Genomic DNA, 13,781 nt, shown 5'->3' with positions numbered 1-13,781 from the left:
GGAGTAAGGGTGAGCAGTGAAGGAAAAACCCTCAAAATCTACATGTATATTAGCCTAGCTATTATTTATAAATGATTTCGTCGATATACGCATAAAATTGCTCCAATCAATGCGCCAATTTCATCACAATCACGCCACCAATAATCAGCATCGCACCAACGCTACGCATCACGGTGAGCGGGTCGTTAAACCATAATACGCCGACCAAAAATGTACCTGCAGCGCCGATGCCCGTCCATACTGCATACGCCGTACCAATCGGAATATGCTTTTGCGCTAACCACAACATAAAACCACTCACGGCGATGGAAACGATAGACGCCGCAATCGCAAGCTTTGGATAGCTTGATGTCTGTGACAATTTAAAACCCAACGGCCAACCAATTTCGCACAGACCCGCCGCCAGCAAATACAGCCAAGCTTGGGTCAGCGCCGACATTAGCCTTGCTCCAATTCAAGTGAAGCAGCCAACAGCGCCAAACGCGCGACAACGCCGTAAGCGTAAAAACGATTTGCTTCACAATCAGGCGAGCCATCGCAGTCGGGTGTAGTCAGCGGAGTGGCAAAGGCCAACGGTTTGAAGTGCATACCCGGTGCATTTAGATTCTCATCGATACCACGCCCTGTATGTACGCGATAAAAACCACCGATGACAAAACGATCGAGCATATACACGACCGGTTCAGCCACACCATCGTCAACCACTTCCATCGTCGGCACGCCCTCTTGCACAATCACATCGTGCACGGTGACGCCTTCTTTAATCACCGACATCTTATTGCGTTGCTTGCGATTAAGACCGAGCAATTCTTCGCCCGATTTCACGCTCATAATACCCATGCCGTAAGTACCGGCATTGGCTTTGACAATGACAAACGGCGTTTGCGCGATACCGTGCTCGGCGTATTTGGCGGCAATCTTGGCAATCATCGCATCCACGGTCGCAGCGAGCTTTTCTTCGCCTTCGCGCGATTGGAAATCAAGTCCATCAACATGGTCAAAATAAGGATTCACCACCCAGGGATCGATGCCGATGAGTTCAGCAAACTCGCTCACTACCTTGTCGTAGGCGGTGAAATGCTGCGTTTTAGTCCGCGTCGACCAACCCGCGTGCAGCGGTGGCAACAAGGTTTGTTCGATATTTTCCAAAATCGCTGGAATACCTGATGACAGGTCATTGTTGAGCAGTACTACGCAAGGATCAAACTCACTCAGATCAGTCCCTAAACCAACGCGATTACCTGTACGTACCACCGGCTCTTGCACCATCGTCGAACCATCGGGCAACTCCAGCGTAGTGGCCTTCGTGATTTCAGGATTGAGGCTACCGATACGCACCACCATCCCTGCTTGGCGCAAAATTTTGGCCAATGCGGCGACGTTTTGCAGATAGAACTGATTGCGCGTGTGATTCTCAGGGATTAGCAACACCCGGCGCGCGTCGGGGCAATAGCCTTCCAGCGCCATCATCGCCGCTTGCACTGCTAAAGGATGAAAATCGGGGTTCAGATTATTAAAGCCGCCCGGAAATAGATTCATATCTACCGGAGCGAGCTTGTACGCCGCATTACGTAAATCAACCGAGCCATAAAACGGCGGCGTGTGCTCTTGCCATTGATTGCGGAACCAATGCTCAATTTCTGGCTGCGCCGCAAGGATTTTGCGTTCAAGGTCTAAGAGGGGGCCGGTTAAGGCAGTGGTCAAATGCGGCACGCTCATGGCGACTCCGGCAAAAAATTAGAAAGTAATTTGCAAGATATGGCGGCGAGGACGGCAAATTCAAGCGGCAGTATTACCCCGCACTAGCTTTACTTGATGTATATCTATCTAAACATTATTAATCAGTGGCTAGACAGACATACATCAGAAGAAAATAAATCAATCGGCCGAAACCGAAAATGGGAGGCGTGCTTCAGCCCTGCTAAAGCCTTGACTAAGCTCGGCCAAGGCGTGGCATAAACTCCATCGAAAAGACACTCCCCTGGCAAGTCATGCGAAAACGCCAGATTATCCTGACCCGGCGTCCATTGTGCATTCACGCCCAGTTTATTGCCACGTGGATCGCAACGCGTCCAACCGTAATCTGCCAACCAAACCGCGACTAAACCATGTAAGCAAAACGGCGGTTGCACGCCCGCAAACGTCAGCCGCTGATAACACAAACCAGCCGCAATACCATTCGCGCGCAATAGCGCGACCAGCAAATGACTTTTGCCGTAGCAAAAACTCGTTCCCACCGCGAGGACATCCGACGCAACGCAAGTCACCTCTTCACGCCCGACATCCAAGCAATGCGAAATTTCGTCACGCACCCACTCAAAACAATGCCGCACCGTTTGGCTCGGCGAATCGCCGCGTAATCGCTGCGCCAATTGGCGAATATGCGGATGCTGCCAATCGATTATCGCATCGTGGCCTAAAAAATCGACAGACACGAGCGCAGGTAGTAAGGGATTACTTTGTATTTCAGAACAAATCGTCATCATTAACGCCGCCAGCGATCACGCAATTGTTCAAGCGCCTCGCTTTCATCGCGGCAGCTTTGTCGACAGTGCGAATTCAAGCCGCGCCACCATTCATGATGAGAACGCGCAAAAGCATCATACTTTGATTGGTTTTCAGTCAGAAAAAGCCATATTGCACACACCCAACTCCACATCACCCACCCCGCATCAATTCACCCCATATCGCTATCCTATGGGCATAATAGGGTGTTGATTAGCCATCGAAACTAAAACTCACTGTTCTCTAATGAAAACAAAACTATTACCCGAAGCCTTGATCGCTTTTGAATCTCTCGCTCGGCTGGGCAGTTTTACCGCCGCCGCTGCCGAATTGGGCTGCGCCAAAAGCCATGTGAGCCAACTCATCAGCCAGCTCGAGCATGAGCTCGGCAGTGTGCTGCTGTTGCGTAGCACGCGGCGGATTTCCTTGACCGAATCGGGGCATAAGCTGCTACCGCACGCGATGTCGCTACGCGAACTGCTCGGGCAGGTTCGACTGGATATTGAAGATACGCAGCAACATATCGAGGGCGAATTACTGATCAGCACCACCCCATCGATGGCGCAATATGTCGTTGGCCCATTAATGGCGCAATTTAGCAAAATTCAGCCCAAGCTACGGATTCGCGTCGACGCCAATAGTCGTTTTCAGGATCCGATTGTCGAAAATATTGATTTTTGCATCCGCGCCGGCCAAGTGGGCGATGAACGTTTGGTTGGCAAATTGCTCGGCTACTCGCTCGATAAACTTTACGCCGCCCCCGCGTACCTCAATCAAGCCGCACCGCTCAGAGAGCCTGCCGACTTGGCGCGGCACGATATCTTGCTCAGCGATGACTACCAAGCCTCGCGGCAATGGCAGTTACGCAATGCCAAAGAGTTGGTCACCGTCAATTTACAACCCGTGCTATGTAGTAATAACAATCCCACCCTCGCAATGAGTGCAGTCGCAGCGCACGGCATTGCACTATTGCCAGAAATCGTCGGTGATAGTTATTGTCGGCTGGGGTTGCTGCAAGCGCTGCTACCACAGTGGTATGAAAAACCAACGCCGATGTATCTGGTTTTCCCGCACCGCGCCGCGATGCCACGGAAATATCGCGTTTTTATCGATTTTATTGAGCCCGCTTTACGCGCGCATTTGGCGCAAAAATTATAGGCAGACTCCGTTCAGCACAGTAATTTGTAATTTTTATATGCGTCTGTAATTCTTACACATTAGATTGAAGGCACATCGTCTGTTTGCAGGTGAAGATCATGCTCAAAATATTGCAATCAACTTGCTGCTATTGGCTTTGCGCCCTGCTTGCTTTACCCAGCCACGCAGACGAAGTCATCATTTACGCCGACGAAGACTATCCACCGATTATGTATAAAGACGCACAAGGCCAAGCACGCGGCGTAATGGCCGATGCGGTGCGCAATTTTGAAAAATTCAGCTCTCAAAAACTCAAACTAGAGCCAACCTCGTGGCGTCGCGCTTATGAATATGCCGTAAAAGGTAAGGGCGGGGTGATTGGGCTTTCGAAAACCAAGGAAAGGCTGGCGCTATTTGATTATTCCGACGTTATTTTTGAGGACAACATTTATTTAGCCGTGCGCCGTGGCAAAGAATTTGAATTTAAAACCTTGGATGACTTAAAAAACAAACTAATCGGCATGCATTTAGGCGCAAGCTACGGTGAACAGATCGACAATGCCGTTAAAAATGGCGCTTTAAAAGCCGATTTAAGCACCACCGACGTGATTCGGATCCGGAAATTACTGCGTGGGCGGCTAGATGCGGCGGTGGTTTCGCACGGACAAATTGGCTTGGATGCCATTCTCAAAAGCGACCCAGAACTCTTGGCAAATAAACATGAATTTGTGATTTTGGCGAACCCACTGGTGCGCGACCCACTGCATTTGGGGTTTGCCAAAAGCATGAAAATGCTGCCATTAATACACGAATTCAATCAAAGTCTAAAAGCCAATAAAACGCCGCTCACCATCAAAAAAGAATAGAGGTATACCTGCAAAAACATTGACTTTAAAATATCCCAAGCCAATACCCTACAACCAGCCTTTACGTTTAAAGAACCAATACGGCGCAATCCCCGACATAATCATCAGCACTAGTGCCGCCGGATAGCCCCAGTTTTCGCTCAATTCCGGCATATGGGCAAAGTTCATCCCGTAAATTGACGCGACCAAGGTTGGCGGCAAAAACACCACGCTGGCAATCGAGAAAATTTTGATGATTTTATTCTGCGCCAGATTAATCAAACCCATCACGGCGTCCATCAAAAAGTTAATTTTGTCGAACAAAAACGCGCTGTGATTGTTCAGCGACTCCAAGTCGCGCAACACTTCGCGTAAATCGCTCTCTTGTGCCGCCGCCAATACGCGTGAACGCAGCAAAAAAGACAGTGCGCGGCGTGTATCCATTAAATCCAGCCGCACTTTACCGTTAATGTCCTCGTGGCCCGCCAACTCGGCCAGTGCTTGCCCCATCAATTCATCGGTCATTTCGGCACTACGATCGAGCACGCGGCGGCTCACGCCGTCGAGCTTGGTATAAATTGCCTCAAGCACATCCGCATCGTACTCAACGGCGGCGTCGTAAATTGACAGCAAAATTTCCTGCGCCGTCGACACAAAGCCTGGCTGCACCCGCGCACGCAGACGGAACAGCCGAAATACGGCGAGTTCTTCTTGGCGAATAGTCAGCAAACGGCCTTGATTGAGCAAAAACGACACCGTCACGTTGCTGTATTCATCGTCGTCGTGCGAGAGAAAAAACGAACTAATATGCACCCCGTTTTCGTCAACATAGCAACGGGCAGATTCTTCCAAATCTTTGACTTCTTCGTCTTCGGGCAGCTCCAACTTGAACACCTGCTGTACCAATTCACGCTCTTCATCGGTCGGGTCAACCATATCCACCCACAACACTTCCGGGCGTGACAAATCGGCAGGCACCAAGGCCGGTACTTGAATCAAACGACCAGCAGAGAGAACAAAAGCATTCAGCATTAAAAAGCCCTAAGTGAAAGAGGCAAGAAACGCGGGCGATTATACGCCGCCTCGCCATACCCATCGCAAGTATTCCAAGCCAAGCCGCAAGTTTTAATATCGATTTCGCAGCGGCGAAGGATTGCTGATAAAGGGCGGTACGCGGCCGACCAAAGCTTCGAGCATTTGCAGCTCGGCATCGGTGTGATTGATCGGTTCTGCTGCCGCCATCAAGGGGCGGCTAGCGTCGGCGTAAATCCATAGCGGTTTTTCGTGGTGCTGCGTCGTTTGCGTGATGGTGTGGCTAGGATCGGCCAGCGGAATGTATTCTGCCGTACCGTAACACAAGCACACATAGGTTTTATCCGCACTGGCTTCCAAGTACACGCCAGTACCGCGAATTCCGAGCGTCACGGTTGGGGTTTGAATTTGTGTATCCCCCTTGGCAAACACGCCCAAAACCCGCCCTGAAATGACACGCAATACTTGGCTAAACGTCGAGCCACTGCCGCTTTCCAAACGAATTTTGCTGCCTGCACGCTGTAAATAAGCATCTTTGCCAACAATAAACACCACTTCAGCATCGGCAAAGGTTTCGACATGATCGCCGTCTTTGACCAATTGCCCAATCCGCGCGGATTGACCGTTCAAATGCACTTTTCCTTTGAGCCGCACAATCCCCGTCTGCATCGCCAACGCTTGCCGCCAAGGTAACAAGCCGCCCAGCACCAGCATGGCGGCAAAGCGCTGCAAAACAGCACGGCGTGATATTTCGGGATAACGATAGGGCGCTGCCGACATGTGAAACTCCTTTAGAGTCTGTTGACGTTTGGTTTACCAAACGTCAACAGAATATTCAAAGATTCATGTCGGTATAGAACACGCCGCGAACTTATTTACGATCCAATTCATAAACACCATCCCAATCGGCGGGCGGCGGATTGAGGCGACATTGCTCGATCCGCTTGGCATACAAATTTCGCAAAACGATGTTATCGATAGTATCTAACTGCAGAACAGCTGAATCAAAGTCTTGCGAGCGATACATCGCCAAAAACTGCTGCATAGTAGTGATTTTTTCTCGCTCGGTATCCAAAACTGGTGCGAATAAAGTCACCGCCTGTTGCTTGCCCAGTACGCGAACGCGGTCGATTTCGAGGTAAGCAAATTCAGGCGCGGCATTTTTGGTAGCTTCGCTAACTAAAATCGCCACACCATACAGTTTGGTCAAACTCTCAATCCGCGATGCCAAATTCACCGTATCGCCCATCGCGGTATAACTCATCCGATACTTGGAACCCATATCGCCAACGCTCGCCACGCCGCTGTGGATGCCAATTCCCACCGCAATCGGCGGCCAACCTTGCTGCTCGAGTTGTGGATTCAGAGTCAACAGCATTGCTTGAATTTCTAACGCCGCCGCCACCGCATGCCGCGCGTGCTGCGGATCGGCGACCGGCGCTCCCCAAAAGGCCATCACGCAGTCGCCGATGTATTTATCAATTGTTCCCGCCTGATACGCTGGCGCGTTGCCGCCTTCGCGAATCACGGTTGAAATGCCAGTCAAAAATTGATTCATGTATTTCGCGAGTGACTCGGCATCCATCCCTTCGGAAATCTGCGTAAAGCCACGCACATCGGTAAACAACACGCTCAACTCGCGGCTCTGCCCCTGCGTGTTGTAATTGGCCGGTGACGCGCTCATTTTATCGACCAGCTCCGGTACCACGTATTGGCCAAATAGTTGCGTGAGCTGTTGCTTGTGACGGGTTTCTTGAAAATAAGCGCAAATCATATGAATAAAATACAGCGCGGCAATCAAAGCAATACTGCTACTGAGCGGCATATCCAAGCTATGCTGCCGCCAAAGATAAACATTGATCGCCACCACCAGCGCCAACAAAATGATCGTCGCTAGCGTTGCCCGTAGCGGCGAGTTACGCCGTAACAGCAATAACAGCAGCGCCGACAAGACCAATAACTGCAGCAATTCAGCGGCGCGCAAATAATCGGGCCGATGCAATAATTGTCCATCGAGCAAGCCCGACACCAAATTGGCGTGCACTTCCACGCCGGGGAATGACTCGCCCATCGGCGTCGCGCGCAAATCATTCAGCCCTGGCGCGCTCGTGCCCAGCAACACAATTTTGCCCTGTAGTTTTTCTAATGGAATCTTTTGCTGCAGAACATCCGCCGCCGATAAGTAGTGATGCGTGAACGCCTTGCCGCGATACGGCACCAAAGCGCGTGCGGCCTCGTCAACCGGCAACACCTGTTCGCCCAAGCGGATTCCTTCAATCACGCCCGAAGCACCATCGTCATAAACAACAGGAGTCGGCGGCGGTAAGTCTTGCGCCACTTGCGCTAGTGCCAAGCCCAGCGCAGGATAGACCGCGCCTTGAATATTCACCGCCAGCGGAATACGACGCGTAACGCCATCGCCATCAGTTGCCGGTAAAAAATGCCCACCCGCTTGAGCCATCAACTGCGGCAAGTTCCCACCAAACGTCGTGCCACGATGCAGCCGATGGGCTAGCCCGCCCCAATCGGTCATCGGTAATGGCGACGGCAATGCGCCACTGCTAATGCCATCGCGAGCAAAATAAAATCCAGTCACAATCCGCCGCTGTTGTAGTGATTGGGCAAATTGCGCATCGTAATCCAGATGCGTTTGTAGTTTTTGCAGTGACTGTAAAAAGGCCGGATTGTCTTTTAACTCGCCCTGCGCCAAATCTTTCAGCGCCGCCAAACCACTACTGTGATCGGCTTCGGCAAACACCATATCAAACCCCAAGGCGCGGATTTGATAATGATCGAACAGCGTATCGACTAAATGCGCAAGCTGATTTCGCGGCCACGGCCAGCGCCCCACCGTGGCCAAACTTGCCTCATCAATATCCACAATCACCACACGAGCATCGGCCTGCTGCGGGGCAATCCGCCGCATCCGCGCGTCGTAAGTCAAAGCATCTAACATCTTTAGTGCAGGTATTGCCACAAAACCTAATGAATACATTAGCAGTAGGGCAATACACACAAAAGAAAGTCCTGCAGCAAGATGGCGGCGCAACATGGGAATGGCTTGAGTTGTTGTACACAAGCAGTCTAGCGGCGATTGCTGCCTATGGGAACTCAGTATCAGCAGTGATGTAGTGATTCTGCTTTAATTTCAAGTAAGTAATAAAATTGAAAACACCGCGTAAACCAATGATTTATAAGCCTATTGTTAATTAGAAAAATCTAATATTGTGATATGATGTTTCAATATTCAGCCACCTTGTATTGATCGAAACATCTATTGAGCCCCTTCCCAAACCATGCCAAAACTTAAACTGCTGTTAATTAACTCAATTGGTCTACTACTCTATTCTTCAATCACCTTCGCCGCCCCCGTCTGGCAAATCAACACGGCCTATCAAACGAACGATGTGGTGACATTTGAAGGACGTGATTACCAAGCACGAACAGACCAAATTTCTAATTCAATATGGCAACCAAGCCAAGCACCTGCGCTATGGCGGGATCTAGGTGCCGCAACAGCAGTGACGCCCAGCACAGCCAAGCAACTTAAGTTAATCGAAACAGAACACGCTGCCGTGAGCAGCACACCCAGCCCGTATTTGGCCCCAATTTCGCGCGACCACAACGAGTACCTACAAGGATACAAACAAGCCAGCGACACCTCATCGGCGCAGGCAAGCAATCCCCCTTTGCAAAGCGTCAGTCGTTTTACATCGGCAACGGTCAATAGCCCAGCAAGCTCCACAGAGCAGCTGATCGCCAGCACGACAGCGCCCTTATTGAATGCACCAATCGCGCCCAAATGCGCCGCACCTTGGGCGTCTAACATCGTCTATGCCGCAGGTGAAATCGTTAGTTTGGGCGGCAGTAATTATCAAGCGAACAAGCAAAATGCCAATAAAAACCCCAAACGAGTGAGCACCAATATCTTTAGTGCAGCCTTTTGGAAAAAACGGAAAGATTGGAAAAACTGGCGAAATCAAGGCCCGTGTAGCAATACGGACATTGCAAACACCCCAGAAACCAACCTAAAACCGAGCACGCCCCCTACTGCGGTAACCACGCCAGTCAGTACGCCAAGCCCCGTTATCACGATGAAGCCAAGCAGCACCCCTAAACCACCAAGCCCAACACCAAGCGCCGGAGCAAGTGTTACCCCAGTTGCAACTTCGCCAGGACATATTGTCATCACACCGCCGCCCACAAACAATCCGGACTTTAAACCGCCTTCGGTGACGCCCCCTCCAACAGTGACACCTGCACCCGCTTCTGACCCCGCCAAGCAAGCGCTAGGTCTCGCGACGGAACGGGCAATCAGTTACCAACAACGCCAATCGACTGCAATTGCAGATATCTATGGTGATGCCAGCCTTAATCTGACATTGAATCATGGCACGAGCAGCAGTAGCGAAATTCAACGCTCAAACTCAACGTCAGCGATACCATTCATTGTGGCCGACGATGGCAGCGGAATGGCCGCAATTTCAGAGTTTGGTCAGGGGCGTGCGCTCGCCTATGGCGCGAATGTGCTCAATTGGATGGCCTACCAGTCCAAGGAAACACAACATCTACCCTTATTTACCCGTGCATTTAATTGGGTGGTGACCGGTAAAGCCACTGGCCCGCTACCGGCGACACTCAAATTTGCCACAGCAGGCTATGACGCCCCCACAGTCAGCAAATTCATCACGCTGCTTGGCAAAACGCCGCAAGTGATTAGCTGTGATCTAGCCGATGCCAATAACAACTGTTGGCGAGAAGCGGATGTACTGGTGTTTGGTGGCGGCGTTAAAGACAGCCCAACCCTCTCTGCGCTGGTTCGCCAATATCAAGAAAACGGCAAAGCCATAATCTATATGCACCCAAGCTGGATCGAATCGGCTGGTGGTCGCAAAGTATTGCAGGGCGTTGGCATGGAGTTGGGTGGCTATCCTGGCAACTGGTTTGCACCGTTGGCAGGGGTTTCTGTCGGTGCAAGCCGTACGATCGCGGACTCCATCAAGAAAGCCGATCAAATGGGCGACCTCGTGCGTGCGCTGACTGAATTGAGCCAAGATAATCCAAACCTCAACATCAGCAATGAAACAGCCTTGACCAATGCCATTTCACAAATGCAAGATGAAATGGCTTGGATGCAAAGCCGAAACATCAATATTTTCACAAATCCCACAACAGAACTTCATCGCTTGTTGATTAACTGGGCGGATTTATATCGCCCGAGTATTCAATATGGCACTATTTTTCGCAGCAAAGACCCTGCTAAATTTTTGCGTACCTACGCCTCAGACTCGTGGGTAGCCTACAATCGAGCCGATACCAACGTTAGCAAAACAGGGCAAGGTGACTACATGCCTGCGGCGGCACAAGCGATTCCAGTAAGCAGCACAAGCGAAACGCTCGAAGTCACCATTGCGCAAAGTTCTGGCATCACGGCGATTGGCCGCGGTGCAATTCCAGGCAAACCTGTGTATATCGAGGTAGTTAATGATGGTGGTACCAGTGAGCTCAATTTACAAACCAGTTATGTACGCGCTTATGGCAACCCACTGACCGATAACGAAAACCAAGGCTACAAACGCCCGCGTGAACCACAATCTTTCCCGATTCCGCTAGCAGACAGCGGAGAAAGCGTATTCGTGACGCCATTTGGCGGGCCATTAATGCTGCGCTACAGTGGTGCTACTGCAGGGCAAAGCGTGACTTTACGCATCCGTGGCGCGGCCAAATACGCCCACTTTGACTTTACTAAACCACAAACTGAGGCCGATATTGCCGAGGCGGTAGCCGCCCTTAATCGAGGCGATTTTGGCTGGCAAACATCCAAATTTGTCGGTGGTGAAATCCAGCAAACGATAGGCTACGCCAAGCAAGCTATCGGCAATGCTGATCCTAAAGTCGTCATTGTCGATCAAATCAAAGGCAGCTTGTTCGACTCCAACCACATTGCCAACGGCTACAACAATATGCCGATGAGCAATAATGTTTCAACCTTATGTAGCCAATTTAGCTGGGACTGCACTGGACCGATTCATCGTGCACCTAGCGTGCAACACTTTATCGGTTGGATCGCGGCCTGTGGTTATCTTTGTTCTGGCAATCCATCTGATGGCTTTTCCGGGATTGGCGGCACCGGTTGGGGGCATGCCCATGAACTAGGCCACAATACAGTACAGCGGGTGATGCACATTACCTTTAATGGCAAAGGCTGCGTGGTTGAATGTGACAATAATATTCTCGCCAGCATTCAAATGATGCGCCAATTTAAAACGCTGGGCATCGATACGGGCCACAATACGGATTACCCCGGTTTGTATCAGCGCATCGTCGCCAACCGCAATAGCGGACTCACAGGAGACGCCAAACTGCTGGATATGCAAGCCAATCTTTGGGATATGAATAAGGGACAAGACCCAATGCGCGCGGTGCATTTCCAACTCGCATTCTTGTTCAGCAAATACCGCGCAATGGAAAGCATTCCTAGTATGGAGGCCACGCTCGACTACTTTACGCTGCTCACCAAAGGCGATCGCCTCGTCGCTCGTGCCTGGGATGCCAATAACAAAAATAAATACGCGATGGGCAGCTTTAGCAATAACACCATCAGCAATCCTGATTTGTTATTTGTGCTCAGCTCAAAAATCATTGGCAAAGACTTACGAGCGATATTTGCTATGTACGGCATGAGTGTCTCGCAAACCGCGCGCGATTCAGTCGCTAGCCTAGGGCTACCGATTGCTGCAGAAGAGTTTTATGCAATAGCCAGCGGTAAACATAATCAACCCAGTACAGGGCAATGGGTCAATTTGGCAGGACAAACACCAAACTATCCATATTAAAACGAATGAGAGCATCACCTAAACAGGTACAAAAAAGCCCTTGCTAACGCAGCAAGGGCTTTTTCTTATGGCTTTAATTACTTAGGGAAATAATTTTTGAGTGGTTGTTTTAAATTCAACAACCACAAATCAGTCGTTTCAGCGCTTGGCGCAACGACAAGACGGTCGCCATCAGGCAATTGCCCATCTTTAATCAGCAAATCATCCACATCTTTACCACTGGCTAGCTCAGACTTTAGGCCAAAGTCATTGTCATTCATCACCGCGATGCCATTCTCAAACAGCGCCAAGCCTTCGGCTTTTTCAGCAGTCCAGCCTAGCTCACGCAAATCCAGCACGCGCTGTTTACGAATCATCTTCACGTTCGCCAACGCGTCTTTGCTGGCAAATTCAGGCTCTTTGCCATCGATGGCGACCAAATTATCCGCGCCCGCAATATCGATCACATACAAGACATTACGCAGCTTTTTGTCTTTGCCTTTACCCTGCTCGATCAAAGCAAAACGGGTGTTATCAATCGCCACCAAGTCGCCAATTTTTGCGTCACCGGTTTTTTTATACGCGTCGACATCCAAAGGATAAGCCAACATCCGCGTTGCGCCCGTGCTTGGATCAAACTCAACCAAACGAATAAATTGCGCTGTTGATTTAGTTTCGCCATCAATATTCAGCGTCGATTGCAGCATGGCATACACTTTGCCGTTTGGTGTTACGGCAACGGCTTCAAAACCGCGATTCGGTTGGCGATGCTTTAACACCTCGGGCAAACCAGCGCCCGGCGCGAGTTGCTTGAGCACTTTGCCACTGGCCGCATCGACATGCATCAAAAATGGGCCATACTCATCCACCACCCATAGTTTGCCGTTTTTATCCGCAACAATCCCTTCTGGATCAATACCACGAGTATTGGCATTGAGCGTTTTCAAACCATCAGTCAGCGCGACTTCACCCGTACTACCAACCGTACCTTTCGGCAGTGGCAGGCCGCTGGCTAATTCACCGTCGATCAAAAACGGCTTGCTCGAAATCACATCGGCCGATTGCTTGCGAGTCACTTTAATTTCAGCAAAGCGTGGTGCGTAATCCGGCGCCAAGAAAATCTTTGCCTCACGTTTTTTTTCGCCTTCAAGCACTTTAGGCGCATCGGCATTCGGGCCACGATCGCCCGTTGCCCAAAAATACAACGTGCCGTCTTTATCCATTTTTTTCAGCGCCAAACCCGAACCTGGCGCAAATCCGAATCCTTTGGGAAACACGCTAATAAATTGGCCGTTGTAATTGATATTTTCTTTGCTCGGGGTTTGCACCGCGTAACGCTCAATCGAAGCAATTGCAGGATGCTCACTCGTTTGCAATTCAAATGCAGGTGCAGCGTGCACCACGCTAGCCAATAAAGCGGCGATAGGAAGTAACTTCAACATAATCA

At 50.5% G+C, this 13,781-nt stretch carries 10 protein-coding genes; 3 read left to right on the top strand and 7 right to left on the bottom strand.

Annotated elements, in window-relative coordinates; all coding sequences use genetic code 11:
- Nucleotides 1-106: 106 nt before the first annotated feature.
- From GM173_RS08600 to GM173_RS08590, 3 genes are all read right to left on the bottom strand, one after another.
- Nucleotides 107-439, bottom strand: a complete 333-nt coding sequence (locus GM173_RS08600; RefSeq protein ID WP_203570969.1) for a DMT family transporter — start codon at nt 437-439, stop codon at nt 107-109.
- The gene (gene gshA, locus GM173_RS08595; protein ID WP_203570968.1) at nt 439-1,719 is read right to left on the bottom strand and encodes a glutamate--cysteine ligase; all 1,281 of its coding nucleotides are present in this window, start codon (nt 1,717-1,719) and stop codon (nt 439-441) included. Before gshA ends, GM173_RS08600 begins: the two co-directional genes overlap by 1 nt.
- A gap of 122 nt (nt 1,720-1,841) precedes the next feature.
- Nucleotides 1,842-2,486, bottom strand: coding sequence for a transglutaminase-like domain-containing protein (locus tag GM173_RS08590; RefSeq protein ID WP_203570967.1), 645 nt, complete (start codon nt 2,484-2,486; stop codon nt 1,842-1,844).
- 265 nt (nt 2,487-2,751) lie between these two features.
- Between GM173_RS08590 and GM173_RS08585 the strand changes: the two genes are divergently transcribed.
- Together GM173_RS08585 and GM173_RS08580 are read left to right on the top strand one after the other, a co-directional pair.
- A complete protein-coding gene (locus GM173_RS08585; RefSeq protein WP_203570966.1) occupies nt 2,752-3,663 on the top strand; it encodes a LysR family transcriptional regulator in 912 nt (303 codons plus the stop codon).
- 98 nt (nt 3,664-3,761) lie between these two features.
- Entirely contained in the window at nt 3,762-4,508 is a 747-nt protein-coding gene (locus tag GM173_RS08580) for a substrate-binding periplasmic protein (RefSeq protein ID WP_203570965.1), read from the top strand.
- 48 nt (nt 4,509-4,556) lie between these two features.
- On the opposite strand, the gene corA is transcribed toward GM173_RS08580, so the two are convergent.
- From corA to GM173_RS08565, 3 genes are all read right to left on the bottom strand, one after another.
- The gene (gene corA, locus GM173_RS08575; RefSeq protein ID WP_203570964.1) at nt 4,557-5,519 is read right to left on the bottom strand and encodes a magnesium/cobalt transporter CorA; all 963 of its coding nucleotides are present in this window, start codon (nt 5,517-5,519) and stop codon (nt 4,557-4,559) included.
- A 93-nt stretch (nt 5,520-5,612) separates the two neighbouring features.
- Nucleotides 5,613-6,299, bottom strand: a complete 687-nt coding sequence (locus tag GM173_RS08570; RefSeq protein WP_203570963.1) for a FecR family protein — start codon at nt 6,297-6,299, stop codon at nt 5,613-5,615.
- Between the two features lie 91 nt (nt 6,300-6,390).
- The gene (locus GM173_RS08565; protein WP_203570962.1) at nt 6,391-8,571 is read right to left on the bottom strand and encodes a CHASE2 domain-containing protein; all 2,181 of its coding nucleotides are present in this window, start codon (nt 8,569-8,571) and stop codon (nt 6,391-6,393) included.
- A gap of 244 nt (nt 8,572-8,815) precedes the next feature.
- On the opposite strand from GM173_RS08565, the gene GM173_RS08560 reads away from it, so the two are divergent.
- Nucleotides 8,816-12,355 carry an ImpA family metalloprotease gene (locus tag GM173_RS08560; RefSeq protein ID WP_203570961.1) on the top strand — a complete coding sequence of 1,180 codons (3,540 nt, stop codon included), beginning with the start codon at nt 8,816-8,818 and terminating at the stop codon, nt 12,353-12,355.
- A gap of 77 nt (nt 12,356-12,432) precedes the next feature.
- On the opposite strand, the gene GM173_RS08555 is transcribed toward GM173_RS08560, so the two are convergent.
- Nucleotides 12,433-13,776, bottom strand: coding sequence for an esterase-like activity of phytase family protein (locus tag GM173_RS08555; RefSeq protein WP_203570960.1), 1,344 nt, complete (start codon nt 13,774-13,776; stop codon nt 12,433-12,435).
- Nucleotides 13,777-13,781 lie beyond the last annotated feature (5 nt).

This window comes from Deefgea chitinilytica (genome assembly GCF_016881405.1).
GTDB classification, from domain to species: domain Bacteria; phylum Pseudomonadota; class Gammaproteobacteria; order Burkholderiales; family Chitinibacteraceae; genus Deefgea; species Deefgea chitinilytica.
Note: the sequence above shows the minus strand (reverse complement) of the source record. Positions and strands in the feature narration are given on the sequence as shown.